At 71.1% G+C, this 26,847-nt stretch carries 23 protein-coding genes and 1 pseudogene; 16 read left to right on the top strand and 8 right to left on the bottom strand.

The features are described from left to right. Positions 1 to 35: 35 nt before the first annotated feature. The 5 genes and pseudogenes from OIE51_RS03560 to OIE51_RS03540 all read left to right on the top strand — a co-directional run. Positions 36 to 716 (top strand): annotated as a pseudogene (locus tag OIE51_RS03560) (polyprenol monophosphomannose synthase); the annotation flags it as partial. A gap of 425 nt (positions 717 to 1,141) precedes the next feature. Next, positions 1,142 to 1,384 (top strand): hypothetical protein, encoded by a 243-nt coding sequence (locus OIE51_RS03555; RefSeq protein WP_326595439.1) that lies wholly within the window; start codon positions 1,142 to 1,144, stop codon positions 1,382 to 1,384. A 130-nt stretch (positions 1,385 to 1,514) separates the two neighbouring features. Next, complete coding sequence (locus tag OIE51_RS03550) at positions 1,515 to 2,321, top strand: HlyD family efflux transporter periplasmic adaptor subunit (RefSeq protein WP_326595438.1); 807 nt, start codon at positions 1,515 to 1,517, stop codon at positions 2,319 to 2,321. Beyond that, positions 2,318 to 4,600, top strand: a complete 2,283-nt coding sequence (locus tag OIE51_RS03545; RefSeq protein WP_442811852.1) for an NHLP family bacteriocin export ABC transporter peptidase/permease/ATPase subunit — start codon at positions 2,318 to 2,320, stop codon at positions 4,598 to 4,600. Before OIE51_RS03550 ends, OIE51_RS03545 begins: the two co-directional genes overlap by 4 nt. A gap of 19 nt (positions 4,601 to 4,619) precedes the next feature. Beyond that, positions 4,620 to 7,430 (top strand): NHLP bacteriocin export ABC transporter permease/ATPase subunit, encoded by a 2,811-nt coding sequence (locus tag OIE51_RS03540; protein WP_326600479.1) that lies wholly within the window; start codon positions 4,620 to 4,622, stop codon positions 7,428 to 7,430. Positions 7,431 to 7,455: 25 nt separating this feature from the next. Here OIE51_RS03540 and OIE51_RS03535 read toward each other — a convergent pair whose 3' ends face one another. Further along, positions 7,456 to 8,055, bottom strand: a complete 600-nt coding sequence (locus OIE51_RS03535) for a TetR/AcrR family transcriptional regulator (RefSeq protein WP_326595437.1) — start codon at positions 8,053 to 8,055, stop codon at positions 7,456 to 7,458. 106 nt (positions 8,056 to 8,161) lie between these two features. On the opposite strand from OIE51_RS03535, the gene OIE51_RS03530 reads away from it, so the two are divergent. Next, on the top strand, positions 8,162 to 9,037 hold the full coding sequence (locus tag OIE51_RS03530; RefSeq protein WP_326595436.1) for an alpha/beta fold hydrolase: 876 nt from the start codon (positions 8,162 to 8,164) through the stop codon (positions 9,035 to 9,037). A 107-nt stretch (positions 9,038 to 9,144) separates the two neighbouring features. On the opposite strand, the gene OIE51_RS03525 is transcribed toward OIE51_RS03530, so the two are convergent. Together OIE51_RS03525 and OIE51_RS03520 are read right to left on the bottom strand one after the other, a co-directional pair. After that, positions 9,145 to 10,590, bottom strand: coding sequence for an amino acid permease (locus tag OIE51_RS03525; protein WP_326595435.1), 1,446 nt, complete (start codon positions 10,588 to 10,590; stop codon positions 9,145 to 9,147). 184 nt (positions 10,591 to 10,774) lie between these two features. Continuing rightward, positions 10,775 to 11,797, bottom strand: a complete 1,023-nt coding sequence (locus tag OIE51_RS03520) for a TRM11 family SAM-dependent methyltransferase (RefSeq protein ID WP_326595434.1) — start codon at positions 11,795 to 11,797, stop codon at positions 10,775 to 10,777. Between the two features lie 136 nt (positions 11,798 to 11,933). Here OIE51_RS03520 and OIE51_RS03515 point away from each other — a divergent pair, with 136 nt between their 5' ends. From OIE51_RS03515 to OIE51_RS03495, 5 genes are all read left to right on the top strand, one after another. Next, positions 11,934 to 12,161 (top strand): hypothetical protein, encoded by a 228-nt coding sequence (locus OIE51_RS03515; RefSeq protein WP_326595432.1) that lies wholly within the window; start codon positions 11,934 to 11,936, stop codon positions 12,159 to 12,161. A gap of 183 nt (positions 12,162 to 12,344) precedes the next feature. Further along, complete coding sequence (locus tag OIE51_RS03510) at positions 12,345 to 12,734, top strand: hypothetical protein (protein WP_326595431.1); 390 nt, start codon at positions 12,345 to 12,347, stop codon at positions 12,732 to 12,734. A 395-nt stretch (positions 12,735 to 13,129) separates the two neighbouring features. Then, positions 13,130 to 13,468 carry a histone-like nucleoid-structuring protein Lsr2 gene (locus OIE51_RS03505; RefSeq protein WP_326595430.1) on the top strand — a complete coding sequence of 113 codons (339 nt, stop codon included), beginning with the start codon at positions 13,130 to 13,132 and terminating at the stop codon, positions 13,466 to 13,468. An 800-nt stretch (positions 13,469 to 14,268) separates the two neighbouring features. Beyond that, positions 14,269 to 14,529 (top strand): hypothetical protein, encoded by a 261-nt coding sequence (locus OIE51_RS03500; RefSeq protein ID WP_326595428.1) that lies wholly within the window; start codon positions 14,269 to 14,271, stop codon positions 14,527 to 14,529. Between the two features lie 316 nt (positions 14,530 to 14,845). Next, positions 14,846 to 15,223, top strand: coding sequence for a nuclear transport factor 2 family protein (locus OIE51_RS03495; protein ID WP_326595427.1), 378 nt, complete (start codon positions 14,846 to 14,848; stop codon positions 15,221 to 15,223). Between the two features lie 72 nt (positions 15,224 to 15,295). Here OIE51_RS03495 and OIE51_RS03490 read toward each other — a convergent pair whose 3' ends face one another. The 4 genes from OIE51_RS03490 to OIE51_RS03480 form a co-directional block, all read right to left on the bottom strand. Next, a complete protein-coding gene (locus tag OIE51_RS03490; RefSeq protein ID WP_326595425.1) occupies positions 15,296 to 16,417 on the bottom strand; it encodes an IS630 family transposase in 1,122 nt (373 codons plus the stop codon). A gap of 348 nt (positions 16,418 to 16,765) precedes the next feature. Next, positions 16,766 to 16,969: a transposase gene (locus tag OIE51_RS03485; protein ID WP_326595423.1), complete on the bottom strand. Its 204-nt coding sequence runs from the start codon at positions 16,967 to 16,969 to the stop codon at positions 16,766 to 16,768. Continuing rightward, positions 16,945 to 17,421: a DUF7848 domain-containing protein gene (locus OIE51_RS26830; RefSeq protein ID WP_442811851.1), complete on the bottom strand. Its 477-nt coding sequence runs from the start codon at positions 17,419 to 17,421 to the stop codon at positions 16,945 to 16,947. The genes OIE51_RS03485 and OIE51_RS26830 overlap by 25 nt, the downstream gene beginning before the upstream one ends. Beyond that, the gene (locus OIE51_RS03480; RefSeq protein WP_326595422.1) at positions 17,418 to 17,705 is read right to left on the bottom strand and encodes a hypothetical protein; all 288 of its coding nucleotides are present in this window, start codon (positions 17,703 to 17,705) and stop codon (positions 17,418 to 17,420) included. The genes OIE51_RS26830 and OIE51_RS03480 overlap by 4 nt, the downstream gene beginning before the upstream one ends. 219 nt (positions 17,706 to 17,924) lie before the next feature. Here OIE51_RS03480 and OIE51_RS03475 point away from each other — a divergent pair, with 219 nt between their 5' ends. From OIE51_RS03475 to OIE51_RS03455, 5 genes are all read left to right on the top strand, one after another. Then, positions 17,925 to 18,860 (top strand): helix-turn-helix domain-containing protein, encoded by a 936-nt coding sequence (locus tag OIE51_RS03475; protein ID WP_326595420.1) that lies wholly within the window; start codon positions 17,925 to 17,927, stop codon positions 18,858 to 18,860. Between the two features lie 976 nt (positions 18,861 to 19,836). Further along, positions 19,837 to 20,883 (top strand): chorismate-binding protein, encoded by a 1,047-nt coding sequence (locus OIE51_RS03470; protein WP_326595419.1) that lies wholly within the window; start codon positions 19,837 to 19,839, stop codon positions 20,881 to 20,883. Between the two features lie 700 nt (positions 20,884 to 21,583). Next, entirely contained in the window at positions 21,584 to 22,441 is an 858-nt protein-coding gene (gene folP, locus OIE51_RS03465; RefSeq protein WP_326595418.1) for a dihydropteroate synthase, read from the top strand. Between the two features lie 20 nt (positions 22,442 to 22,461). Further along, positions 22,462 to 23,583, top strand: coding sequence for an aromatic ring-hydroxylating oxygenase subunit alpha (locus tag OIE51_RS03460; RefSeq protein ID WP_326595416.1), 1,122 nt, complete (start codon positions 22,462 to 22,464; stop codon positions 23,581 to 23,583). Positions 23,584 to 23,621: 38 nt separating this feature from the next. After that, positions 23,622 to 25,970, top strand: a complete 2,349-nt coding sequence (locus OIE51_RS03455; RefSeq protein ID WP_326595415.1) for an FdhF/YdeP family oxidoreductase — start codon at positions 23,622 to 23,624, stop codon at positions 25,968 to 25,970. Here OIE51_RS03455 and OIE51_RS03450 read toward each other — a convergent pair. Next, the gene (locus tag OIE51_RS03450) at positions 25,958 to 26,755 is read right to left on the bottom strand and encodes an IclR family transcriptional regulator (RefSeq protein WP_326595414.1); all 798 of its coding nucleotides are present in this window, start codon (positions 26,753 to 26,755) and stop codon (positions 25,958 to 25,960) included. The genes OIE51_RS03455 and OIE51_RS03450 overlap by 13 nt on opposite strands. Positions 26,756 to 26,847 lie beyond the last annotated feature (92 nt).

Here is a 26,847-nt window from a genome sequence, read left to right as displayed (position 1 = left end):
CCCGTGAGTGGGCCGACACCCGGCTGACCGTCGTCATGCCCACCTACAACGAGGCCGAGAGCCTGCCCGGCACCGCCTCGGCCGTGCTCTCGCTGCCGCTGCCCGGCCTGCGGCTGCTGATCGTGGACGACGACAGCCCCGACGGCACCGGCCGCCTCGCGGACCGGCTGGCCGCCGCCGACCCACGGGTCAGCGCCCTGCACCGCACCGCCAAGGACGGGCTCGGCCGTGCCTACGCCGCCGGTATCGAGACGGCGCTGCGGACGGGCGCGGACTTCGTGGCCCAGATGGACGCGGACGGCAGTCACCGCCCGGAGCACCTGCCGCAGCTGCTCGGCGCGGCCATGGCCACCGGCGCGGGACTGGTGGTCGGCAGCCGCTATGTGCCCGGCGGTCAGCTCGCCGCCGACTGGGGCGTGCGCCGCCGGATGCTGTCCGCGTGCGCGAACTTCTACGCGACGGCCGTGCTCGGCGTGCCGATCCGGGACCTGACGGCCGGCTACAACCTCTGGTCGGCGTCCGCCCTGGACGGCATCGCGCTCTCCCGGGTGCGGTCCGCCGGATACAGCTTCCAGGTGGAGACGAAGTTCCTGGCCGTCCAGGCGGGCCAGAAGGTGGTGGAGGTACCGATCCGTTTCGAGGACCGATCCCACGGCACCTCGAAGATGGACTTCGCCACCCAGCGTGAGTCCGCCCTGCTGCCGCTGCGCCTGCGCTGGGACCACCGCGGCCTGTGGCGTCACGGTTCGCGGGCCGTGCGGACGAGCGGACACCGGACCTCCGCTTCAGCGAATCTCCACATCGTGAACATGACGGACCGACCTGTCACCCCGATCGCAGATATGCCCGATATGTCGACCAAGGGGTAAAAAACGGTGAGTTATGGGGGCGTATGAAGGGTGTATTGCGCGCTCCGAACTATTTCTCATGAAGGGGTTGTCACTGTTTGACGAAGGTGAGCCCGCACTGCCCGTTCACGCTTTCGAACTTCCCGCAAAGGGTGCGTCATCGGGATTGGCATGGTCCCGGCGCGCGTGCTTTCATCGTGCGCACCGCTTGGAAGTGGTCCGGATGGTCTTACTTAATTACGACCTTGGCCACGATCCTCTGTAAAAAGCTTGAATTGAAGGGAATGTGCGTCATGCGCAACGACATTGAGACCCGTGAGATCGCCGACTCCGAGCTGGACGCCGTCGCCGGCGGTGTGGTGAGCGTCTCCGGCGGCCTCGCCGGCGCGGTCGTCTCCGACGTGGCCGGTGCCGCCAGCTCGCTCCACACCGTGGGTGCCGTCCAGGGCCTGGCCGCCCAGGGTCTGGCCCAGGTCTCCGCCGTGACCGGCGTGCAGGTCGACACCGGCGCCCTCACCGGTCCGCTGGGTCTCTGATCCCGGGCGTACGCTCCCGTGACACCCGCATGAACCCCGGAGCCTTCCCGGCCCGGGGTTCATGGCTGTCCGGCGGCCCGCGCCCCGGCCCGCACGGCCCGCACGTCCCGCTCAGAAAGGGGGAGGCGAGATGCAGTTCCGTCAGAAGGCGCTCACCAAGCTGCAGTCGCCGGAGGAACTCGACCTGCCCGTCCGGTTCGCCCGCCCGCAGGGCCGCCTCGTGCTGGCGGTCACGGCCGTCGTCCTGGTGGCCGCCGGCTGCTGGGGCCTGACCGGCTCGGTCTCCTCCAAGCTGAGCGCGCCCGGCGTCCTCACCCACGCCGAGGGCGGCTACCTGCTCCAGAGCCCGGTCGCCGGACAGGTCACCGAGGTCCTCGTCGAGGAGGGCGACCTCCTCTCCCCGGGCGAACCGCTGCTCACGGTCCGCACGGACGAGGGCGACGAACCCGTCAGCGCGGTGGCCGGAGGCCGGCTGACCACCCTCCTCGCCGACACCGGCTCGGTCGTCACGACCGGCGCGGACGTGGCGACCCTGGAGCGCGTGACCGGGCCGGACGACCCGCTGGTCGCCGTGCTGTACGTGCCCGGCGGCCACGGCGCGACCATCCCCGTGGGCGCCCGGGTCGACCTGACCGTCCAATCCGTCGACCGGCAGGAGTTCGGCGTGCTGCGCGGCCGGGTCCAGGCGGTCGGCCGGGCGCCCCAGAGCGAGGCGCGGATCGCCGGCTTCCTCGGCGACAGCCGGCTCGCCGCCGCATTCGCCCGTGAGGGCGACCCCGTCGCCGTCCTGGTCGAGCTGGAACGCTCCGACACCACCGACTCCGGCTACGCATGGTCCTCCGACGACGGCCCCCCGTTCGCCGTCGACTCCCCGACCGCCGTCACGGGCGCTGTCCACCTCTCCGCCGAGCGCCCCGTCGACTGGCTGCTGCCGTGACCGCGCCCAGGGAGACCGCCCCGGCCCGGACCGCGACGGCCGACCGGACCCCGCACGCGGCCCACCGGCGCCACCGCTCCGGGCGCGGGCGGCGCGCCCCCGTCCCCCGGGGCCGCACGCCGAAGCCGGTGCGTACGCCCACCGTGCTGCAGATGGAGGCGGTGGAGTGCGGCGCCGCCGCGCTGGCCATGGTGCTGGGTCACTACGGCCGTTTCGTCCCCCTGGAGGAGCTGCGGATCGCCTGCGGTGTCTCCCGCGACGGCTCCCGCGCCAGCAACCTCCTCAAGGCGGCGCGCGGCTACGGCCTCACCGCCAAGGGCATGCAGATGGACTTGGCGGCGCTCGCCGAGCTCCGCCCGCCGGCCGTCCTGTTCTGGGAGTTCAACCACTACGTCGTCTACGACGGCATGGCCCGCCGCCTCGGCCGGCGCGGCTGTCACGTCAACGACCCCGGCAAGGGACGCCGGTTCGTGCCACTGGACGAGTTCGACACCAGCTTCACCGGCGTCGTCCTGACCTTCGAACCCGGCGACGGCTTCCGCCGCACCGGCCGGAAACCCGGCGTGCTGCGCGCCCTGCCCGCCCGCCTGCGGGGCATGTCCGGCACCATGCTCGCCGCCGTGCTCTCCAGCCTCCTGCTGGTGCTCGTCGGCGCCACGGTGCCCGCGCTCAGCCGCACCTACATCGACACGTTCCTCATCGGCGGCCAGACCTCGCTGCTCGGCACGCTCTTCGCCGCGATGGCCACCGCCCTGGTGCTCGCCGCCACCCTCACCGCCATCCAGCAGGCCAACCTGCTGCGCGGGCGCGTCATCGCCTCCACCCTCGGCAGCGCCCGGTTCCTGCGGCACCTGCTGCGCCTGCCCGTCACCTTCTTCTCCCAGCGCAACCCGGCCGACCTCGTCCAGCGCCTCCAGTCCAACGACACCATCGCCGAGACACTCGCCCGCGACCTGGCCGCCGCCGGCGTGGACGCCGTGGTGGTGCTGCTCTACGCCGTGCTGCTGTGGAGCTACGACCCGCAGCTCACCGTCGTCGGCGTGCTGATCGCGCTGCTCAACATCGTGGCCATGCGGATCGTCATCCACCTGCGGGCCACCGGCACCCAGAAGCTGCGCGCCGACAGCGCCCGCCTGGTCAACACCGCCTACAGCGGCCTGACGCTCATCGAGACCATGAAGGCCACCGGCGGCGAGAACGGCTTCTTCCGCCGCTGGGCCGGACAGCACGCAGCCACCCTCGACACCCAGCAGCGGCTCGGCGTGCCCAGCGCGTGGCTGGCGATCGTCGCCCCCACCCTGGCCGCGCTCAACAGCGCGCTGATCCTGCTGATCGGCGGCACCCGCGCGGTCGAGGGACACCTGACCGTGGGTCTCCTGGTCGCCTTCCAGGCCCTGGTGACCAGCTTCACCGCGCCGATCACCCGCCTCAACGGTGTCGCCGGCCGCATCCAGGACTTCGCGGCCGACGTCGCCCGCCTCAAGGACGTCGAGAACTTCCCCGCCGACCCCCGCTACACCCGGCCCGAGCCCGCCTCCGCCGAGGGCGCCACCCGTCGCCTCACCGGCCATGTGGAGCTGGCGGGCGTCACCTTCGGCTACAGCCCGCTGGACCCCCCGCTGCTGAAGGACTTCTCGCTCACCGTCGGCCCCGGCCGGCAGGTGGCGCTCGTCGGCGGCTCCGGCAGCGGCAAGTCCACCGTCTCCCGGCTGGTGGCCGGCCTCCACACACCCTGGGAAGGCACCATCCGCATCGACGGCACCCGGCTGGAGGACATCCCGCGCGGCGCCCTCGCCGCCTCCGTCGCCTTCGTCGACCAGGACGTCTTCCTCTTCGAGGGCACCGTCCGTGACAACGTCACCCTGTGGGACCCCTCCATTCCCGACGAGGCCGTGATCGCCGCCCTGCGGGACGCCGCCGTTCACGATGTGGTCGCCCGCCGCCCCGGCGGCATCCGCAGCCGCGTCGAGCAGGACGGCCGTAACTTCTCCGGCGGCCAGCGCCAGCGCCTGGAGATCGCCCGCGCCCTGGTGCGCCGCCCCAGCGTCATGGTCCTCGACGAGGTGACCAGCGCCCTCGACGCCGCCACCGAGCAGCTCATCATCGACAACCTGCGCCGCCGCGGCTGCGCCTGCGTCGTCATCGCCCACCGGCTGAGCACCGTGCGCGACAGCGACGAGATCCTGGTCCTCGACCGGGGCACGGTCGTCGAGCGCGGTCGTCACGAACACCTGATCGCCGCGCAGGGCCCGTACGCCCGTCTGCTCAGGGAGCACTGAGGTGACGGCACCGCCCCCGATGTCCCCGACGCCACCGTTCCCCGACCCGGTCGTCGCCGCCCTGGGGGCCCTGGGCATGCCGGTCGACTGCGCCGGCCTGCGCAGCCTGTCCCTGGAGGGGCCGCACGTGCTGTGGCTCGTCGTGGACGGCGCCCTGGACCTGTTCGCCGTGGAGGCCGCGCGGCCGGGACCCTGGCACTTCCTCGGCCGGCTGACGGCCGGCACGCTGCTGCTCGGCCCGGTCGAGGGACCCGAACACACACTGATCGCCCGCCCCCTGGAGGGGTGCGCGCTGCGCCGCGTCGAGATCTACGAGCTGTACCCGGCGCCGGGCGCCGCCGACGGGTGGCTGAGCCCGCTGGAGGACGCCTTCGCGCGCGGCGTCGGCCGGGGCCTGCGCGTCCTGTCCCAGGTGTCCCCGGACGGTCCGACGGGCGCCGCCGTCGGCGCCGATGACGACATCCTGTGGATGCCGATCGCCCCCGGCAGCGTCGCCTACGGGGCCGCGTACGGCGCCGGGTACGACGCTCATATGCCCGGCACCCTCCTGCTGGACGCGGCGCTGTGGCACGCCATGGTCGACCAGCAGCACCGGCTGCTGTCCGCCGTGGACCGCTGGATCGACCACCTCGAACGCGCCCACGAGGACCGCACCGCCGCCGGCATCCGGGCCGGCGAGGCCGCCCGCAGCCAGGCCGACGCGGCCCTGGTGGCCTCCATCGGCGGCCCCGGACGGACCGGCCGGGCCGCCCGCCCGCGCGCCGGGGACGCCGACGCCACGTTCGCCGCCTGCCGCCTGGTCGCCGAGGAGGCCCGGATCACCCTGACCGACCCGGCCGAGGCCGCCGCCGCCCCCGGCCAGGAGGATCCGGTCGAGCGCGTCGCCCTCGCCTCCCGGGTCCGCACCCGCGCCGTGCGGCTCACCGGCCGCTGGTGGCAGGAGAACAGCGGCCCCCTGATCGGCCACCGCGAGAAGGACGCCGCCCCGGTCGCGCTGCTGTGGCGGCGCGGCGGCTATGTCGCCGTCGACCCCGTCACCGGCGGACGCGAGCGCGTCGGCGGCGCCAACGAGGCCGCGTTCGAACCGCGCGCCGTGATGCTCTACCGCCCGCTGCCGGACCGGCCGCTGGGGCTGCTCCCGCTGCTGCGCTTCAGCCTGCGCGGCACCCGCGCCGAGCTGCCCGCCATCCTGCTCGCCGGACTGGTCGCGGTCGGCCTGGGCGCGCTGATCCCCGTCGCCACCGGCACGGTCCTCGGCGAGTACGTACCGCGGGGCGAGACCGGCCTCATCGCGCAGGCCGCGGGCGCGATCATCGCCACCAGTGTCGTCTCGGCGGCCTTCATGCTGCTCCAGAACCTCTCCATCCTGCGCATGGAGGGCCGCGTCGAGGCGACCCTCCAGCCCGCCGTGTGGGACCGGCTGCTGCGGCTGCCGACCACGTTCTTCACCGGCCGTTCCACGGGCGAGCTGGCCAGTGCCGCCATGAGCGTCAGCGCCATCCGCCGCGTGCTGTCCGGCATCGGCCCGGTGTGCCTGCAGGCCGGCACCGTGGGCGCGGTCAACATGGTCGTGCTGCTCCTCTACAGCGTGCCGCTGGCGCTGGCGGCCCTCGCCATGCTGCTGCTCATCGCCGCCGTCTTCCTCGGCCTGGGGCTGTGGCAGCTCCGCTACCAGCGGCAGTTGATCAAGCTCGGCAACAAGCTCAACAACCAGGCGTTCCAGACCCTGCGCGGCCTGCCCAAGCTCCGGGTCGCCGCCGCCGAGAGCTTCGCCTACGCCGCCTGGGCCCGCGAGTTCGCCCGCACCCGCGAGCTCCAGCAGCGCGCCGGCCGGATCCAGAACGTCGTCACGGTCCTCAACGCGGTCTATCTGCCGCTGTGCACGCTGGCGATGTTCATGCTGCTGGCCGGACCGGCGCGCGGCAGCATGTCCGCCGGGGCGTTCCTCACCTTCAGCACCGCCGTGACCATGGCCCTGGCCTCGGTCACCCAGCTCACCGGCGCGCTGCTGTCGGCCGCCGCCGTGCTGCCGATGTTCGAGCAGGTCAGGCCGATCCTGGAAGAGACCCCCGAGGTGCGCGCCGAGGGCGTCCGGCCGGGCACGCTCAGCGGCGACATCGAGGTCCGCGAGCTGACCTACCGGTACGGCGACGACGGCCCGCTCGTCCTGGACGGCGTCGGCTTCCGCGTGCGGCCGGGGGAGTTCGTCGCGATCGTCGGCCCCAGCGGCTGCGGCAAGTCCACGCTGCTGCGGCTGCTCATCGGCTTCGACAAGCCGCTCTCCGGCAGCGTCCTGTACGACGGCCAGGACCTGGCGGCCCTCGACCAGGCCGCCGTGCGCCGCCAGTGCGGCGTCGTCCTGCAGAACGCCCAGCCCCTGACCGGCTCCCTCCTCGACTGCGTCCGGGGCACCGGGACGTTCTCCCTGGAGGAAGCGTGGGAGGCCGCCGCGATGGCGGGTCTGGCGGAGGACATCAAAGCCATGCCCATGGGCATGCACACCATGCTCTCCGACGGCGGCGGCACCGTCTCCGGCGGCCAGCGCCAGCGCCTGATGATCGCCCAGGCCCTCATCCGCAAGCCGCGGATCCTGTTCTTCGACGAGGCGACCAGCGCGCTGGACAACGAGACCCAGCGCGTGGTCATCGCCTCCACCCGCGCCCTGCGGGCCACCCGGGTGGTGATCGCCCACCGGCTGTCCACGATCATGGACGCCGACCGCGTGATCGTCATGGCGGACGGCCGGATCGCGCAGCAGGGCGCCCCGGCCGAGCTGCTGGCCGACACCGGCGGCCTCTTCCACGAGCTGGTCCGCCGCCAGCTGCGGTGACGCCCGCCCGGCGCGCCCGCCTCCGTCAGGCCGGGGCGGCGGCGCGGTCGAGGCGGTCGCGCACCGCCCGGCGGGCGCGGTCCAGGGCGTCGGGGCGGCCGAGGAGCTGGCGGGCCTGATTGGCGGCCAGGATCGCGCCGTGCAGCTCGAAGACGAGCTGGTCGGCGTCCGTGTCCGGGGCCAGCTCGCCCAGCCGGACGGCGAGCCGGACGTGAGTGCCCGCGAGGTCGTGGGCGGCGAGCGCGAGGAGCAGGATCGCGTCCCGCACGGGCCCCTCGCGGCCGTCGAACTCCGCGGCGGCGGCGGTGAAGAAGCAGCCGCCCTCGAAGACCTCCAGATAGTCGATCCACGCGCCGAGCAGCGCCCGCAGCCTCGGCAGCCCGTCCGGGGCGCGCTCGGCGGGATCGAGCACCCGCTCCTGGAAGACCTCGACGGCGGCGCCCACGATGGCGAGCTGAAGCTCCTGCTTGGTGCCGAACAGCGCCTGGAGCCCGCCCTTGCTGATCCCCAGCTCGGTGGCGAGCCGGCCGAGGGTGACCCCCTCCAGCCCCTCGACGGACGCGAGGTGAGTGGCACGTCGCAGGATCGCGCGGCGGCGTTCGTCACCACGCCGGGTCGTCGGCATGTCGGCCATTCTAGACCGATACGGTCGCATGTATTTTCCGATACGATCGTATGGTTTCGAGGTCCGGAGCGCGGAGTCCGACGCGAGAAGCCCACGGGAGGGCACGATGACCGTCACCACCACCACCCCACCGCCGATGCCGCACGTCGACGGGGTCTCGCACGGCCACGCGGTCGTCGGGGGAGTGCGGCTGCACTACGTGGAGGCGGGCACCGGCGATCCGCTGGTGCTCCTGCACGGCTGGCCGCAGCACTGGTTCGTCTGGCGCGCCCTCATCGGTCCACTGGCCCGGGAGTTCCGCGTCATCTGCCCCGACCTGAGGGGCTTCGGCTGGTCGGAGGGGACGCCGGACGGGTACGACCTGAAGAGCCTGGGTCAGGACATCGTCGGCCTGCTGGACGCCCTGGACATCCCGCGTGCCCGGCTCGTCGGCCACGACGTGGGCGGCGCCGCCGGATTCCGGGCCTGCCTGGACCACCCGGACCGTTTCGAGCGTTTCGTCGCGCTGGCCACCGTCCCGCCCTGGCTGACCGCGCTCGCCCCGCCGGCGCTGTTCCTGCGACCGTGGCACTTCTACGCCCTGGGCCTCCCGGGCGGGGACCGGCTGGCCGCCCGCCCCGGGCTGGTCGCGGGCCGTCTGCGGGCCTGGCGGTACCACGGCTCGTTCACCGCCGAGGAGACCGACACCTACGTGCGGGCCGCCACGACCCCCCTCTCCGCCCACGCCGCGGCCCGCTTCTACCGGGGCGCCGTGCTCCGGGAGCTGCCCACCTTCCTGCGCGCCCACGGACGACGGCACCTCACCGTCCCGACCCTCCAGCTCAACGGCGCGCACGATCCGCTGGGCCGGCGTCTGCCCGACCTGCACCACGGACACGCCGACGACATGACCGTGGAGACCGTCCCCGGCGCCGGCCACTTCATCCCCGAGGAGCGCCCGGACTGGACCCTGGACCGCGTCGGGGCGTTCCTGCGCCCCTGACCGGTCGGCGCCCGAGGCGGCGCGGCGGCCGGACGTATGGGCTCCGGCCTACGGGCTCCGGCGCGCCGCGGCGCTCGTCGGTGCTCGTCGGCGACGAGGTGGCGGCCTCACTCCGTGACGTACTCGGGCTCCACGGTGGCCGACGCGACGGCCGGCGTCGCGACCGGGGCCGTGGCGCGCACGGCGTTGAACCAGCCCACGATCAGGAAGACCGCCCACAGCGCGCCGACGTACAGCGAGATCCGGGCGTCGTCGTCCAGAGCCATGATCACGGTCACGAGGGCCAGGGACAGCAGGGCGATCCAGCTCGACAGGGCGCCGCCGGGAGCCGGGAAGGAGGAGGCCGGCAGGCGTGCGGCGACGACGGCGCGGCGGTAGCGGAGGTGGCTGACCAGGATCATGGTCCAGGTCCAGATGCCGCAGGCCGTGGCCACGGAGGTGACGTAGCCGAACGCCTTCTCCGGAACGAGATAGTTGAGCACCACGCCGATGCCCATCAGCGCCACCGAGACGGTGACGGCGGTGGCCGGGGCCTGGCGGGCGTTGAGCCTCCCGAAGAGGGACGGCGCCTCGTGGTTGCTGGCGAGGTCCTTGAGCATGCGGCCGGTGGAGTACATGCCGGAGTTGCAGGAGGACAGGGCGGCGGTGAGCACCACGAAGTTGACGATCGCGGCGCCGAAGGGGAGCCCGATCTTGGTGAAGGCCGCCACGAAGGGGCTGGTCCCCGAGTCGAACTCGGTCCACTTCACCACGGTGAGGATGACCGTGAGCGAGCCCACGTAGAAGAGGGCGATGCGCCAGGGCAGCGTGTTGATCGCCTTGGGCAGGGACTCGCGCGGGTTCTCGCTCTCGCCCGCGGTGACGCCGACCAGCTCGACGGCCACATAGGCGAACATCACCCCCTGGAGCGTCATCAGGCTGGAGCCGACCCCGGTGGGGAAGAAGCCGTCGTGCGACCAGAGATTGGACACGGCCGCGGTGTCACCGGCCTGCGAGACGCCGAGGGTGAGGACGCCGAGCCCGATGACGATCATGCCGATGATCGCGGTCACCTTGATCATCGAGAACCAGAACTCGATCTCGCCGAAGACCTTGACCGAAATCAGGTTCACCGCGAAGAGCACCAGCAGGAAGATCAGCGCGCTGACCCACTGCGGTATGTCGGGGAACCAGTAGGTGACGTAGATGGCCGCCGCCGTCAGCTCGGCCATCCCGGTGACCACCCACAGCAGCCAGTACGTCCAGCCCGTGGCGTAGCCGAAGAACGGGCCGAGGAATTCCCTGGCGTATTCGGCGAAGCTGCCCGAGACCGGGCGATAGAGCAGCAGCTCGCCCAGCGCCCGCATGATGAAGAAGACGACGACGCCCGCCAGGGCGTACATCAGGACCAGGCTGGGGCCCGCCTCGACGATGTTCGCGCCGGCGCCCATGAACAGCCCGACCCCGATGGCACCGCCGATGGCGATCATCTGCACCTGGCGGCTGCCGAGCCCGCGGTGGTACCCCTCGTCGGAACCCTCCGCGCCGCCCTGCGGTTCTTTGCGTGTGGTCATGCTTCGCGTCTTTCCTCGGCGGCCGCTCCTCATGCGACAAGCTGCTCAGAGGATAGCGTGACATATTTGGGTGAAAGGAGCCTGTCCGCGTGTATTCGGCCAAGGGCGCGGACCCGCCGCCCGCCCGCCGCCGCCCTTCACCCGTTACGGATGCGACGCCCCCGACGGGATCCGACCGGAGCGCTCAGGGCTTCCGGGCGACGATGATGTCCCGCACGATGGCCTGATCGACGCGGTGGCCGAACCGCAGATACGGTCCGGAGTCCTTCACCTCCAGGCCGTTCTTGGTGAAGATGTCCACCACGTCGTCCCGGCGGGCGACGTTGGTGTTCCACGAGATCCCGACCGCCCCGCCCCGACGGAGCAGCGGCGTCCAGACGGGCAGGGCGTCCTGGAGGAGGTCCAGGGGGTGGCGGCTCAGCCCGCCCTCCTTGCCGCGGCTGCCGTGCTGCACGCCGTAGGGCGCGTCGGCGACGATCACATCGAACGTCGACGCGGAGAAGAAGTCGCCGGCCTTGAGGGTGTCGGCGTTGACGACCGTCAGCCGCCGCTTGTCACCGGCCTTGTAGTCCTCCTTGGCCAGGCCCAGCGAGACATCGAGCCTGCGGCCGATCATCTTCCGGTCCCGCCGGACGGAGGCGACCTCGGCGGTGTGCTTGACGCGCTTCCGCTTGAGCCATGTGCGGAGGAAGGCCGCGTACGCCTCGAAGTCCTTGCGGTCGCGGTCCATGCCGTCCGCGTCGTAGCCGTACATGATCGCCTGGTTGAGGGTGGTGCCCCGGCCGCACAGCGGGTCGAACACCCGGAGCGTCCGGCCGGTCATGTGCTCGGCCGAGTCCGACGACAGGACGGTGACGTTCAGCAGCATCTTGGTGAAATGCTCATTCGTCTTGCCCGCGTACTTCTGAATGGAGATGAGGTCGTCGTCGAACCGGTCCATGCTTGTCAGCGCGACCGGGGTGAGGGTGCCGTTCTCATTGATCCCGAAAAGCGCGTAGATCGACGACAGATTCGCCAGAAATTCCTTCTGGCGGTCCGACAGCTCCGGAACGCTGAACGTCACATAGCGGACACCGCCGATCTCCTCATCGCGGATCTCGCCGATCTGACCTCCCAGAACCGTCTCGCTGAATACCCCCAATTCGGCCTGTGTCAGCTCCACGGAAGCCTCCGCGTAGACCCGGTTGGCGGCAGGCAGAATCAACATTCCGAAACGGTTTGTGGTCATTCGGCAAGTCTACTGGCCCGTTGACGGCCCCCCGACCTCGGCGCCTTTCGCACCGGCCGCCGCCGCCCTGGCGGCGCCGCCGGCGTCCGTGCGCGTGACATCCCGGAAGGTGACGGTGAGTGAGGCCGCCGGTGTCGCCCCGGGTGCGGGCGCCCTCGACACCGCAGACGTTGGTGCGCGAGCGGCCCGTCGTCAGCACCTCCCCGTGGTGGACGGCGGCGACGAGGGCGCCGCCGTGCGTCAGGAGCGGCCGGTCGCGATAGCGGGCGCCGGGCCCAGGTCGCGCGGCGCGACCAGGACCGTCCGGTCCGTCGCCGCGCACAGCTCCATCAGGGCCAACTGACTGATGCTTGACGTCAAGGTGGTTGGTGGGCTCGTCCAGCAGGATGCCCCACGGCCGCCGGACCAGGGCGCGGGCGAGGTGGGCGCGTGGGCGTTCACCGCTGGACAGGCTCTCCCCCGAACGCGCTCCGCCGGGCCGGTGAGACCGTCCTGCCGCGGGGCGGCGGCTACGACGAGCCGGTCGGTGGCAGGTCGGCCCCCGCCGCCGGCCCTGCTCGCCGCCGTCGTGGGCACCGGCGCGCCGCCGCCGCCGGCCCTGCTCGCCGCCGTCGTGGGCACCGGCGCGCCGCCGCCGGGCACCGGCCCGCTCTGGTCGGCCGGCGCCCAGCTCCCGCGCCGGGGCAGCGGCGTCCCCGCACCGGCGGCCGAACGGGGCCCGTTCCCCCCTGGAGTTCGCCGATGGAATCCGCGAGGCCCGGCGGCATCCGTGGTTCCTCGCCTCATCGCCCCGGCCATCGGGGCGTTCGGCACCACGGCGGTCCTCGCCCCCCCTGCGCCCCGCTGGCTTCCTCGCCCCGGCCGCCGCCGCCTCACCCCCACCGCCCGCCACTTCTCCCACGGAAAGCCCGCGTGACAACCACCACATATCCGGCGCGCCCGTCCTCCCGCGCCGGGGCGGCGGCCCGTCGCCGTAAGGCGGAATACCGTCGGCGGCGGTCGGGGCATTCGGCGCGCCGATGATTGCGCGGGTCGGCGAGAAACCGCTTGGCCACCTCTTCCCGGCCGTCGCGTCGCCGGAAATCCCGGCCCGCGCGTTCGGCCGGAGACTCTTGGTAAGCACCCGCTTCCGCCCCCGCCGACCGGTCGGCGCAGCCCGCGCCTCCCGGTGAAACCGGGGGGCCGAGTACGCTGTCACCCGGCCGGGAGCCAAACGAGTGACACGGCCGTGCGAATGCGAGAAGCGGGGAACCCGGACCGGTTTCCGCACGGGGTTGTCTTCTGTAACTCCTTCGGCCCTATACTCCCCGCATGGCTACCAAGATTGTTACGGTCTACACCGACGACCTCACGGGCGAAGAGGCGAGCGAGGTCGGTACTCACACGTTCAGCATTGACGGCGTGAACTATGAGATCGACCTCGCACCCGACTCTTTCGACAAGTTCCTCGCGACCCTGAGCCCCTTCATCGAGGCCGGCCGGAAGACCGGCCGCACCCCCCGGTCCGGCGCGGCGGTCAGGCGCCCGGTGCCGACCCCGTCCCAGGACACCGCGAAGATCCGGGCCTGGGCGAAGGAGAACGGCTTCGAGGTCAACGAGCGCGGCCGGGTGCCGGCGAACGTCCGCGAAGCCTATGAGAAGGCCCACTGACCCGACCCCCAGTTACCCACCCCCCGACGCCGGCCCCCTTCCCCGAGGGAGGGGGCCGAAGCTGTTCCCGAAGCGGACCCGGGGAATGCGGGAATCAATTCCGCGAAGACGGCGAGCCCCTGACTCGGGGATGACGACCCCGGCCCCGGCGCGGTCCGCCTCGGTCTCTCCGGGAAGCCCGACTTCCGCCGGACCCGCCCGATACGGATTCACGGATTCGATCCCGCCGTGGGCAGGTCCCTGTACACGGTGGCTGCCTTCCCCGCGAAATGCCGGTTTCCCCGGTCCACCATGGAGGACGACCGCCCATGGCTCCGCGCGTCAAACCACTGGTCCCTGGGACGCCCCGGCGATGATTCCGAAGCCGCCCCCGGCCAACGCCACACCCCCGGGCCACAGCATGACCGGATATGGCCGCCGAGTGTGGAAGCTTCGAAGCCCGCGTTGGCCACGCGGGGTTTCCGCGAGCTCCGGAGAACAGAGAGACCGCCGGTCGACCGGTGCTCCGTCGGCGGCGGAGATCAGACCCAATCCCTCCGCCGTGCCCTGAGGTGGCGGACACGGGTGACCGCTGCCGAGCGGTGGGCACGGCATGTGTTCGGGTGTGCCGTTGCGCCTGGGGCGCCGGGGAACCGGCGGTGACGACCGGGGAACCTCGCGGGCTGACGAGGCGTCATACGGGGTGCCGGGCCGTCGGGCCTGGTTCCGCTCCGTCGCCTTGCCGTCCTCTCGGTCGGCCGGGAGACACCTTCGTACGGGCGCGTCAGACGACACAGACGAACGCACACCAGGAGCGCGTCATGGCATTTCCCCTGATCGCGGCGGCCGGAATGGCCTTCAAGATCGCCAAGAGCGTCTACGACTGGACGCAGAAGACCCCCCAGGGCAGAGCGACGATGGCCGGTGCGGGCCTGCTGGCCTCCTACCAGCACACCAAGGCCCACCCCAACGACCCGCTGAACGGGCACCACATCGGCGAGGCGAGCAAGAAGTTCGGCCAGGACGTGGTGAACCCGACCGTCAACAGCCTCTACCGGCACGTCCGCAAGGACCTCACGTAACCGGCGCGCGCCGCCCGACGGTCGCCGCGCGGGCCCGTTCGTACGGAGCCCGCGCGGTGCGGTGGTCACATGGGTAGCACGAGCACGCCTTCATCACCGCCCCGCCGGTCCGTCGGCCTGGAGCGGACCAGGTGCCGGTGTCCCGGTACGTGCCCCGCGCTGACTGGCGGTTCACATCTTCGTAGTGGTGGTTCGGTCGGCGGCTGTCGTGACGTGCGGTGTTTTCGGGTGCTAGTGCTGTGACCGGGATGGTTCACCGTGATCGGAAGGCGGCTCGCGGGACGAGCGCACGCGAAACGGCTGGTATTACTGGGGCATGGAGGAAGAGACCGCACGCTCCGCGATCGACACGTTCATCTCCGCGTTCAACGCCTCGGACGACAACTACGTGACTGCCCTGCTCTCCCAGGCTCTGACCTCAGACGTGGTCTTCTGGGGGCCGTTGGGTCGCAGCGAAGGAATCGCTGCGGTCGAGCAGTTCGTGCTGGACATCCGGCACCACCCGGCGGGGACCGGCACGATGGTGCGCTGCTCAGCGGTGGACATGCCTCACGAGTGGGCCCGGTACCAGTGGGTCTTCACCACGCCGGATGGAGGCCCCCGCCTGGCGGGAACGGACGTCGTCCATCTGCGGCGGAGCCTCATCGATCAGGTCATCGTCTTTGCGGGGGAGATCGAGCCGCCCGCCTCATGAGTCATCCTTCTGTCGCTGTCCTTCTCCTGAACTTGCCTCCTTCGGCGCTCGGGGGCTGCGGTTCGCGGTTGGTCAGGCTGCGGTGTTGAGGGGGCGTCCGCCCCAGCGGATGCCTTTCTCGCTGCGGATGCGGGCGCGTTCCTTGCGTTGGGCGGTGAGTATGTCGGGGTGGCGGGCGTTGGTGTTGCGCCAGCGCAGGTAGCGGTGCAGTGCCTGGGTTTGCGCGGGGTGGCTGCGGTGGTGGGAGTTGGCCAGGGTGAACTGCCGCAGTGGGCCGAAGTGGGCCTCGATCGGGTTGGCCCAGGAGGCGTAGGTCGGGGTGAAGCACAGCTCGACCTTGTTCTTGCTTGCCCAGTGGCGGATGTCCGTGCCGGTGTGGGCGGAGAGGTTGTCCAGGATGATGTAGATCGGGGCGCCGTCGAGTCGGGCGGCGCGGATCGACTTGAGCGCGGCCAGGGTGTTGGCGGTGCCCTTGCGTCGTCGGTTGACGCCCCACAGGCGGTCGTCGCCCACGGAGTAGCAGCCGTGGAAGTAGGTGACGCCGTGAGTGCGGCGGTAGGTCGCCGGCAGCCGGTTTGGCTTGCCCTGTTTCGCCCAGCAGGAGCCCGCGGTGGGCCGGATCCCCAGGGGCCCGAACTCGTCGAAGGCGAAGACCCGGTCCGGGAAGCGGCCCAGCACCTGCTCAATCCGGTCGAGCTTGGCGTCGCGATCAGGGTCGGGCGACTCCTTCCAGGTCTTGGTGCGCTGGAAGGAGATCCCGCGGCGCAGGAGCAGGCACCGTAAGGCTTCACGGCCGATACGGATGACGCGTCCGGGCACGCGGCGCAGGTAGGCGGCGAGTTCGCGGATCGACCAGCGGGTGAAGGGTTGGCCGAGCCTGGTGGGGCGAGTGGTGGCCGTCCGGATGACGAAGTCCTCGTCCTCACGACTGAGCAGGCGGGGACGGCCTCCCGCCCACTGAGGGTCCAGACAGGCCAGGCCGACCTCATTGAACCGGTGGATCACATCGCGCACGGTGTCCTCGTCGGCCTGCACCAGCTGGGCGATCACCGGCACCCGGTTCCCGCCCGCCGAGGCGAGCAGCATCATCGCCCGCCGATAGCGCACCGAACTGGTACTGCCCCGGCGCACGATCTGCTGCAGCTTCTGCCCTTCCTGGTCGGTCAGTCTGCGCACCCGCACAGGCTCGGCCACTCACGCCTCCAGCGGTCGGAACGGACGTCACCGCCCATCCAACCGTTCCAACCCTGCGAACCTATGCGGTCACAGCACTAGCTCTGTGTGGTGGGTGGCTGGTGGGTGCGGCACGTTCCGCGCGGGTGGCCGGAGAGACTTTGGGCGGGAGCTGCCGGGGGGCGAGAGAGCCGGGGGGCCGTACGTTTGCCAGCGGATCGGGCAGCCTTGGCCTGCCCGGTGTTGTGCCCGATTGGCCCCCGGTCTTCGAGGCTCGCCCCCCGGTGGCTGCCTAAAGTCTCGGAGGTCACCGGCCCCGTGCCCGTACAGCGGCATGATCGGGCATCGGGTGTGGGGGTCCGGGCCTCGTCACTGGTCGCGTTTACTGGCTTTGCGGAGCTGCGCTGCTTCTTTGCGTCCCCTGAGTGGGATCTTCCAATCCGTGAGGAGTTTGGTGAGGTAGGGGGCGGAGACGCCGTAGTCGCGGGCGAGTGCGTTGACGGAGATCTTGTGGTCCAGGTAGAGCTGGATGGCTTCGTCTCTGGGGATCACGGGCATACGCCGCGTGGGCATGTCGGTTCCTCTGTTTTCTGGGTCGGGCGGGCCCGTTGGTGGCGGGTGCCGGCGTTGAGGCTGGGCAGGCAGAGGGCGGACAGGGCCAGGAAGGCGCGTCCGGCGATCCGTGCGGCTGTGATGCCCGCGTGCCGTGGCCATCGGGTGCGGGGCCGTGCGTGGGTCCGGGGCGGCCGAGGGGCATGGGAGTACGGTGCGCTGGTGGCGGGGGTGGTGCTGGCGGGGTAGGCGCGCCAGTGGCGTTGTGTGGTGGTGAGGAACAGGGAGTGTGCGGGGCCGTGCTGGCGGGTGTGGTCAAGGGCCCACATGCCGATGCGTTTGGGGTCGTTCTCCCAGGGTGAGGCGTCGTGGCAGGTGGTGCAGATGGCTCCGCAGCGGCCGACGGGTGCCTCCTCGTCCGGTTCCCCGGCGACTACCCAGTCGGCGCCCCGGAGAATGACCCCGCGCCTCACTCCGTGTCTCCTTTTCCGAGGCGGGCGCTGCGGCTTTCCGCGACCCTGAGGGCGTCGATCAGGCACTCGGCAAGCCGCGTGGCGGTGAACCGCAGCTCGCGGGCGGATGTGTGCGGTTCACCGATCAGCGGGCGGGCGCAGCGCAGTACCTTGGCCCCGGCGGCGAGTTGGGTGTTCTCCAGTTCTTCGGCCAGGGGGAGCAGATGCCGATTCGTACTGTCCGGGCTGAGGTAGGCCGGGCCGCCGTCCTCGCCGGGCCAGGGCAACAACCGAGCCCCGGCCACGGGGCGAGTGGGCTCGTGCCGCATCCCCCGTGACGGGGACTTCTCATGGCTTGTGGTTGACATAGGCTCGCCCATGGCTGCCTGCCTTTCTCAGGTGGTCCATGGCCCCGGACGCTGAACCCGTCGCGGGGCCACCTCGCTCTCCCGATCCTGCGCCAAACTCGGCCGGTACGGTTGAAGTTGGCGTTGACGACCCATTGACTAACGGAGCGATCGATCATGGACGTCGGGAACGTGCGTGCGGTACTCGCCCGTAAGGGCCTGAGTGCGGCTGAGGTGGCCCGCCGGATTCGCTATGACGCGGCCTACCTCTCGCGTGTCCTCAACGGTCGGCAGGCGCCTTCGGCCGCCCTTCAGCGGTCCCTCACCGAACTGCTCGACCTGGACGAGGACGACGAGCGAACGGAATACGTGATGCTGCACCCGACCCGGCTTGACCGGGCGGCCGTGGATGCTCTGGCGGGTGCCCTGGCGGCTCAGCGGCGTGCGGATGACGTAGTGGGCCCCATGCCGCTGCTGCCTGCCGCCGAGACGCACCGGACGGTGCTCTTGGGGCTTCTGAGCCATGCACGGGGCCCGGAGCGTGACGCGCTGGCCGAAGTGGTCGCCGAGCACTGCGCGTTTCTCGGCTGGCTTCACGTCCAGATGCGGTCTGACCGTGCCGTTTCGGTACTCCGTGAGGGGGAGCAGATTGCCCGCGAGATCGGGTCTGGGCCGCTGATCGCACAGTCCCGGAACTTCCTCGCCTGCCACTGGCGGACGCGCGGCGACCACCGACAAGCGGCGCAGCACTTCGACGCCGTGACCCGCACCGAGGGCGTACATCTGACCCAAAGGGCAGCGAACACGGCGCGGGCCGCCGAGCAGACAGCGAAAGCTGGCGACAAGACGGCCGCCAGGACGCTCCTGCGGGCTGCGGAACGCCTTGGGGAACGTGCCGCGAATCAGACCCCGCCCGAGGCTGCTTACTGGCTTCGGGGGCAGGCGTTCCAGCTTCTCAATCAGGGCATCGCGCACGCCGCCATCGGGGACGAGAAAACCGCCCGCGAACACATTGCTGCCGGTCTCGCTGGAGTCGCCGCCGAACACCTTTCGGCGCCTTGGATCAGCGACTATGTAAGCCCCGGGCAACTGCGTGAGCTATCGCCCTTGTGATGCGCGGCGCCGGTGGCCCGGTCGGTCCATCCGGCAGGGGTACGCCCCCACCGCTCTTGCGAGTTGCTGGGCCTGAGCGGGAGCGTTGCCCGGTTGTGGGTCGGCGTTGGCGGGTGGTCGGGCTGGGGTGTTGTGCGTGTCTGGCCCCGGTCTTGCGGGGTGGGTGTGTTGGTGTGGGGCGGCGCGATGCCGTCGTCGCGCAGAGCGGAGATCAGGTGGCCCCGGCGGCCGTCGTCCTGGCCCGGCCTCCCCACCGGCGGCGCGCCACCGACATCCCCGGCATCGGGAGCCGCTTCGCCCCCCTGACGGCAGGACCGCGGTGCCGCTCGGCGACGGGCGCTCCCTGAACCTGGTCGCGGCGGACTCCGTCGGCCCCGAGGGCTACGACGCCCACCGGGCCGGAACACTCATCGCCGCCGCGTACCTGTGCGCCGACCCCCCACCGCGTCCCGCCCGGCCCGCGCACCCGGAACCGGCTCAGGCGGCAGCAGATGTTGTACATTGAGAGACGTTTCTCCTTATGTGCAACAAAGGGCTTTCCTCTTCGTGTCCCACGCTCAAGACCTCTCGCGCCAGCCGTGGGCTCACGATCAGCCTCGCGACGTCCCGTGCCCGCGGGGCGACTGGCTGCGATCCGTCCCCGGGGCGAAGGACGCCTCAGGGGGTCGACGGCGGTTCGGTCCGCGCCCGGAGCGGATCTGCCAGGCGGTCTTCGAGGCTGTGTTCACCTCGCGCTGGGGCGACGACGTGGCGCTGGGAAGCGGAGCGGAACCTGCCGCCCCAGTCGACCGCCTGTTCGGGGAAGGGGCTGATCCCGTGGCGTGAACGCGGCGCGGAGACCGCGGTCGGTGCCGCGCGTCCTCGACCTTTCGCCTGGCCCCAGGACCACGGACGAGATCTTCGACAAGCCCTGGAGGGCCAAGCCCTGGAGGGCCCGCAGAACCTCTGGCCCAGGTCACGAGAAAGGCTCGCAGCCGTGCACGACCTCGCCCCACTGGCCCGCTTCGACGGCCTTGTCGCCGCTGACCTTCGCGACGTCACCAGCGACCCCGCGGCCTTGGAGTCCTCCGGCTTCTGGGCAGTGGTCGCCGACTTCGAGGGCGATCTGGTGTGTGCCCGCTTCGGGGACGTACGCCGGGCGCCGGTGCCCGATCCGGTGTCCGGCGCCTGGCGCGGCCCGGCGGTCGCCGACTGGTCCTCGTCACTGGACCGGGCCGCGTACACCGCGGGGGTGCGGCGCATACGCGAGCACATCGCGGCGGGCGAGGTGTACCAGGCCAATCTGTGCCGGGTGCTGTCCGCGCCCCTGCCCGACCCCGCGGCGGCCGATGCCGACGCCCTGACCTCTTGGCTGGCCCGCGGCAATCCCGCCCCGTACGCCGGCACGGTCCGGCTGCCGACCCATGGCGTCGAGGTGGCCACCGCATCGCCCGAGCTCTTCCTGCGGCGCACTGGGCGGACCGTGGAGTCCGGGCCGATCAAGGGCACCGGTCGGACCGCCGATGACCTGCTGGAGAAAGACCGCGCCGAGAACGTGATGATCGTGGACCTGGTCCGCAACGACCTGGGGCGCGTCTGCGCCACCGGATCCGTGACGGTTCCGGAGCTGTGCGTGGTCGAGTCGCATCCGGGCTTGGTCCACCTGGTCTCCACCGTGCGGGGCGAACTGGCGGAGGGAGTGGGCTGGCCCGAGCTGCTGGCCGGAACGTTTCCTCCCGGCTCTGTCACGGGCGCGCCCAAGTCCAGCGCACTGCGGATCATCGGGGCGCTGGAGACGGCCCCCCGCGGCCCGTACTGCGGCGGCATCGGCTGGGTCGACGCCGACCGCGGGGCCGGCGAGCTGGCCGTGGGTATCCGCACCTTCTGGATCGACCGCTCCGCCCCCGGGGGCCCGGCGCTGCGGTTCGGTACGGGCGCCGGTATCACCTGGGGTTCCGACCCGGAGCGGGAGTGGGCGGAGACCGAGCTGAAGGCGTCCCGGCTGCTCGCGGTGGCGTCGGGGGTGTGCCGGACAAGCGAATGAGTCCAGCTCGGAGGTCTGGTCCACCTGTGCTCGACCCTGATGTCGGCACTGCTTTCACACGTCGTTCTGATGGCCTTGTCCCGGGACGCGACGCGGGTCGGTGCCGCACAGGCCGTGCGCATCGCGCTCGACGCGCGGGCCCCGCACCGGACCCCGACCGGGGCACAGGTCAGTCCGGGGTGGTTCTCCATGCCGATCCCGGTGGCGGTCGAGCGGCGCTCGCGCCGGTCCACCTCGCGGCTGCCGGGGCTGCGGGCAACCTCGGTGGCCACCCGGGTCGACTCCTTGACAAGGGGTAGGGGTGACTCCAGACTTACGTTGCGCTTTACGCAATTAGTTTCGTGATACGCACCAAGGTGGTCATGATGATTCCCGTGTGCCGTCTCGCCGATCCGCCGCGAGGTGAGGCGCTCCGGTTCGCCGGATCCGCGGCCGGAGCCGACAGCGTGACCATCGAGGAGGAGGGTGCCGTGGATCACCGCGGCTTCCTCGCCGTCCACCGGCGGGCGGACCGCCCGGCCGACGTGCTCGGTGTGAACCGGACCCGCCCGTTCACACGGGGACGTCGGCAGCTTGCCAAGGAGGCCGCGGGCAGAGGCGGTTCCCGATGAACGCCACAGCCCACGCCACCGCCGCACCGTGCCCGGGAGTGCCGGATCTCCACCCCTACGGGCTTCCGCGGCCCGGCCGGACGCTGGTCATGGGCGTGGTGAACGTCACGCCGGACTCGTTCTCCGACGGCGGGCGGTCGTTCGCTCCGGAATCCGCTGTCGCGCACGGACTGGCGCTGCTTGAGCAGGGAGCGGACATCGTGGACGTGGGCGGTGAGTCCACCCGCCCCGGCGCCGCCCGCCCGCCGGTCGAGGAGGAATTGCGGCGTGTCTTGCCCGTCGTCCGGGAACTCGCCACGGCAGGCGGGATCGTCAGCGTTGACACCATGCGGGCCGAAGTCGCCGCCCGCGCTCTCGATGCGGGTGCACGGCTCATCAATGACGTCTCAGGTGGCCTTGCCGACCCCAGGATGCTCCCCCTGATGGCGCGGGCCGCCACGCCGTACGTGGTGATGCACTGGCGCGGACACGCCGCCGACATGCAGGTGAACGCGAACTATGACGACGTCGTCACCGGTGTGGTCGACGAGTTGAGCCTGCGGGTCGAGGCCGCGCTGCGAGCGGGGATCCCGCCCGGCTACCTGATCATCGACCCTGGGCTGGGCTTCGCCAAGACGCCCGAGCACAACTGGGAGCTGCTGGGTCGTCTCGGGGAGGTTGGCGCGCTGGGTCATCCCGTCCTGGTGGGCGCGTCACGCAAGTCGTTCCTGGGCCGTTTGCTGGCGGATCCAACAACGGGGCACCCGCGCCCCGCGCGGTCGCGGGACGCCGCGACCGCCGCCGTTTCCGTGCTCGCCGCCGCGCAGGGCGCCTGGTGCCTGCGTGTGCACGATGTGGCCTCGACGCTCGACGCGGTGCGGGTGACTGCCCGCTGGGGCGTCGAGGCGGCAGCCTCGGCGCAACCGCCTGTGCGCCGCCGACCCGGTTCTCGACGTGTGGGCGTCTGACGTTTCTCCGAAGGTGACATGTGACCATGACGAATCTGTCTTCCAGTCTGATCTCGACGCTGTCGGGGGAGTACTACACCGATCCGGGGATTTTCGCTCTGGAGCAGGAGCGGGTTTTCGAGGCGATGTGGTTCTGTGTGGCCCGCGCTTCGGATCTGTCCAGGCCGGGTCAGTTCCGGACGTGTCAGGTGGGGCGGGAGAGTGTGCTGGTCTCCCGTTCCCGGGACGGGTCGGTCAGGGCGTTCTTGAACGTTTGCCGGCACCGTGGTGCGAAGTTGTGCACGGAGGAGTCGGGTGAGGTCAAGCGGGCGTTCCAGTGTCCGTATCACGCCTGGACCTATGGTCTGGACGGGAAGCTGGTCGCGGCGCCGAATCTGACGTCGATGCCGGATGTCGACCGGGTCGGGTACGGGCTGGTGGGTGTCCATGTGCGGGAGTGGCTGGGGTATGTGTGGGTGTGCCTGGCCGAGGTTCCGCCGTCCTTCGAGGAGGACGTGATCGGTGCGGTGGTCGAGCGGCTGGGTGATGTGGAGTCGATCGGGAATTACGGGATCGATGATCTGCGGGTGGGCCGGCGGATCACGTATGACGTGCAGGCCAACTGGAAGCTGATCATCGAGAATTTCATGGAGTGTTATCACTGCGCGACGATTCATCCGGAGCTGACGGAGGTGTTGCCGGAGTTCGCTGATGGGTATGCGGCGCAGTTCTTCGTGGGTCATGGTGCGGAGTTCGGTGAGGGGGTTGAGGGTTTCACCGTCGATGGTTCTGAGGGGCTGGGCCGTATTCCCGGTGTCGCCGAGGGGCAGGATCGGCGTTATTACGCGATCACGGTCAGGCCACAGGTGTTCATCAATCTGGTGCCGGATCATGTGATCTTCCATCGGATGTTCCCGATGGCGCATGACCGCACTGTGGTGGAGTGCGACTGGCTCTATCTGCCCCATGTCGTCGACGGCGGTGCGGATGTGGAGCGGTCGGTGGAGTTGTTCCACCGGGTGAATCAGCAGGATTTCGACGCCTGTGAGCGTACCCAGCCGGGGATGAGTTCCCGGGTCTATGCCAGCGGCGGTGTCCTGGTGCCCAGCGAGCACCACATCGGCGCATTTCACACCTGGCTCCAGAACAAGCTCGGCGCGTAGCAGCAGTCCCATCGGTACATCGACGAGGAGAGGTAGTCATGGCACGCAAGGCGCCGCGCGAGGACCCCGGCGAGGACGCGCTGGAGGTGACCGCGCCCAAGACCTGGGCTGCGGGGATTCCCGCGGTGACCCATGCGTTGCGCATGGGATACGACCAGATGGGCGTGCGGCGCACCGCGCTGTCGCTGCTCAAGGTCAACCAGAAGGACGGCTTCGACTGCCCCGGCTGCGCCTGGCCGGAGGGTGATCACCGCAGCAAGGCCGAGTTCTGCGAGAACGGCGCCAAAGCCGTCGCCGAGGAGGCCACCGTCCGCCGGGTGACGCCCGAATTCTTCGCCGCGCACCCGGTGAGCGACCTCTTGAGCCGCAGCGACTACTGGTTGGGCCAGCAGGGCCGCCTCACCGAGCCGATGTACAAGCCGGCCGGCTCGGAGACGTACGTGCCGGTCACCTGGGAGACGGCATTCACCATCGTCTCCCGTGAGCTCAAGGCGCTGCGAAGCCCCGACGAGGCCGCCTTCTACACCTCGGGGCGGACCTCCAACGAGGCGGCGTACCTCTACCAGCTCCTCGTACGGCAATTCGGGACCAACAACCTGCCGGACTGCTCGAACATGTGCCACGAGTCGAGCGGTTCGGCGCTCACCGAGACGATCGGGGTGGGCAAGGGCAGCGTTCACCTCGACGACCTGCACCGTGCCGGACTGATCTTCGTCGTCGGGCAGAATCCCGGCACCAACCACCCGCGCATGCTGTCCGCGCTGGAGAAGGCCAAGCGGCGCGGTGCGCGCATCGTCGCGGTGAACCCACTGCCCGAGGCCGGGCTGCTGCGCTTCAAGAACCCGCAGAACGCCCGTGGAGTCGCAGGTGGCGGCACGTCCCTCGCGGACCGGTTCCTGCAGATACGGCTCGGCGGCGACATGGCGCTCTTTCAGGCGCTGTCACGACTGCTGCTCGACGCCGAGGACGCCGCGCCCGGAACGGTCCTCGACCGTGACTTCATCACCGCGCACACCGACGGCTTCGAGGCATACGCCGAACGGCTGCGCGAACTCGACTGGGACGACGTCGCCGAGGCGACCGGACTCGCGCGCGATGCCATCGAGGCGACCGCTCGCGACGTCATGTCCGCCCAGTCGATTGTGGTGTGCTGGGCCATGGGCCTGACCCAGCACAAGCACTCCGTGCCCACCATCCGCGAGGTCGTGAACTTCCTGCTGCTGCGCGGCGACATCGGGCGCCCCGGCGCGGGAGTGTGCCCCGTGCGGGGCCACTCCAACGTCCAGGGCGACCGGACGATGGGCATCTACGAGAAGCCGGCGCCGGAATTCCTCGACGCGCTGCGGAAGGAATTCGGGTTCGACCCGCCCCGCCACCACGGTTTCGACGCGGTGGAGACGATCCGGGCGATGGGCGCCGGGGAGGTGAAGGTGTTCTTCGCCATGGGCGGCAACTTCGTCTCCGCCGCTCCGGACACGGCCGTCACCGAGCGGGCCCTGCGGAGCTGCCGGCTCACCGTCCAGGTCTCCACCAAGCTCAACCGCTCCCACGCGGTATGCGGCCGGGAAGCCCTCATCCTCCCCGTCCTCGGCCGCACCGAGCGGGATCGAGGACCGGACGGGGCGGACCGGTTCGTCACCGTCGAGAACTCGATGGGGGTGGTGCACGCCTCGCGCGGCGGGCTGCCACCCGCCTCGCCGCACCTGCTCTCCGAACCGGAAGTCGTCTGCCGGCTGGCACGCGGCCTCTTCGGTGCCGGTTGCGGCGCCGCCACCGGCAGCGACGTACCGTGGGCGGCTTTTGGAGCCGACTACGACGCCGTCCGCGACAGCATCGCCCGGGTCGTGCCCGGATTCGACGACTTCAACGCCCGGGTACGGCGTCCCGGCGGCTTCACCCTGCCGAACGCCCCCCGAGACGAGCGGCGCTTCCCCACCCGCACGGGTAAGGCCAACTTCACGGTCAACCCGCTGGAGGTGCCGCGCGTCCCGCCCGGCCGCCTGCTGCTGCAGACACTGCGCAGCCACGACCAGTACAACACCACGATCTACGGGCTCGACGACCGCTACCGTGGCATCCGCCGGGGACGCCGGGTGGTCTTCGTCCACCCCGACGACCTCGCGGAGCGCGGGATCACCGACGGCGGGCTGGTGGACCTCGTCAGCGAGTGGCCGGACGGCTTGGAGCGGCGGGCGGATGCCTTCCGCGCCGTCGCCTACGACACGCCCCGCGGCTGCTGCGCGGCGTACTTCCCCGAAGCCAACGTGCTCGTCCCGCTCGACTCGGTGGCCGACACGTCCAACACGCCGACGTCCAAGAGCATCGTGGTACGCCTGGAGCGCCGCGGTTCCCCGTCCGGCGGGCCGGGGGAGGCTCAGCCCAGGTAGCCCATCCGGTGGCTGATCTCGTCCGCGCCCTTGAGCAGCACGGGTGCGAACTGGAGCATGCGCGCCTCCGTGAAGCGATACGCCGGGCCGGAGGCGCTGAGGGCGGCGATGACCTCACCGTCGCGAGACCGGATCGGGGCCGCCATGGCGTGCAGCCCGATCTCCAGTTCCTCCAGCGTCACCGCGTATCCGCGCTCCCGCGCCTCGGTGAGATTCTTCTCCAGCTTCGCCCTGGTGGTCAGGGTGTGTGGCGTCAGCTTCTGCAACGGGGACGCCGCGAGCGCTTCGGCGCGCCCCTTCGCCGACAGGTGGGCGAGCAGGATCTTGCCGCTGGACGTGGCGTGGAGTGGGGTCAGCTGCCCGACCCAGTTGTGCGTGCCCACCGCGCCCGGGCCGCGTACCTGATAGAGGTTGACCGCGTAGTGCTCCTGCTGGACAGCGATGTTCACGGTCTCGCCGATCTCCTCGCTGAGCCGCTCGCACACGGGCCGGCCCTGCTGCGTGATGTCCAGACGGCCCGTCACCGCCCCCGCCAGGCGCACGATCCCGAAGCCGAGTCGGTACTTGCCCCGGTCGGCCGCCTGCTCGACCAGACCGCGCGCCTCCAGCGCCCCGAGCAGGCGGAACGCGGTCGACTTGTGGACGTCGATCTCGGCGGCGACCTCGCTCACGCCCGCCTCGCCCCGCTGGGCGAGAATCTCCAGGACGCTGACGGCACGGTCAACGGACTGCACCCCGTTCACCGTTGGACCTGCTGTTTCGCTCTCTGCCGCGTGGTTGCCCATAACGCAACTATACCCACTGGTAATCCATTGACCGCGCGGGTGTGGCGGCGCCCTCACGGGCCCCCCGGGTGACGCCCGGCCGTGCCGGAAGC

Source organism: Streptomyces sp. NBC_01803 (assembly GCF_035917415.1).
Classification (GTDB): domain Bacteria; phylum Actinomycetota; class Actinomycetes; order Streptomycetales; family Streptomycetaceae; genus Streptomyces.
This window is presented reverse-complemented; position numbering and strand designations above follow the sequence as displayed.

Excerpts from the sequence above, each read along its gene's own strand:
- OIE51_RS03555 (WP_326595439.1), top strand. The coding sequence starts at position 1,142 with ATGCGCAACGACATTGAGACCCGTGAGATCGCCGACTCCGAGCTGGAC.
- OIE51_RS03550 (WP_326595438.1), top strand. The coding sequence starts at position 1,515 with ATGCAGTTCCGTCAGAAGGCGCTCACCAAGCTGCAGTCGCCGGAGGAA.
- OIE51_RS03540 (WP_326600479.1), top strand. The coding sequence starts at position 4,620 with ATGTCCCCGACGCCACCGTTCCCCGACCCGGTCGTCGCCGCCCTGGGG.
- OIE51_RS03535 (WP_326595437.1), bottom strand. The coding sequence starts at position 8,055 with ATGCCGACGACCCGGCGTGGTGACGAACGCCGCCGCGCGATCCTGCGA.
- OIE51_RS03530 (WP_326595436.1), top strand. The coding sequence starts at position 8,162 with ATGACCGTCACCACCACCACCCCACCGCCGATGCCGCACGTCGACGGG.
- OIE51_RS03525 (WP_326595435.1), bottom strand. The coding sequence starts at position 10,590 with ATGACCACACGCAAAGAACCGCAGGGCGGCGCGGAGGGTTCCGACGAG.
- OIE51_RS03520 (WP_326595434.1), bottom strand. The coding sequence starts at position 11,797 with ATGTTGATTCTGCCTGCCGCCAACCGGGTCTACGCGGAGGCTTCCGTG.
- OIE51_RS03505 (WP_326595430.1), top strand. The coding sequence starts at position 13,130 with ATGGCTACCAAGATTGTTACGGTCTACACCGACGACCTCACGGGCGAA.
- OIE51_RS03500 (WP_326595428.1), top strand. The coding sequence starts at position 14,269 with ATGGCATTTCCCCTGATCGCGGCGGCCGGAATGGCCTTCAAGATCGCC.
- OIE51_RS03495 (WP_326595427.1), top strand. The coding sequence starts at position 14,846 with ATGGAGGAAGAGACCGCACGCTCCGCGATCGACACGTTCATCTCCGCG.
- OIE51_RS03485 (WP_326595423.1), bottom strand. The coding sequence starts at position 16,969 with ATGCCCACGCGGCGTATGCCCGTGATCCCCAGAGACGAAGCCATCCAG.
- OIE51_RS03475 (WP_326595420.1), top strand. The coding sequence starts at position 17,925 with ATGGACGTCGGGAACGTGCGTGCGGTACTCGCCCGTAAGGGCCTGAGT.
- folP (WP_326595418.1), top strand. The coding sequence starts at position 21,584 with ATGGGCGTGGTGAACGTCACGCCGGACTCGTTCTCCGACGGCGGGCGG.
- OIE51_RS03455 (WP_326595415.1), top strand. The coding sequence starts at position 23,622 with ATGGCACGCAAGGCGCCGCGCGAGGACCCCGGCGAGGACGCGCTGGAG.
- OIE51_RS03450 (WP_326595414.1), bottom strand. The coding sequence starts at position 26,755 with ATGGGCAACCACGCGGCAGAGAGCGAAACAGCAGGTCCAACGGTGAAC.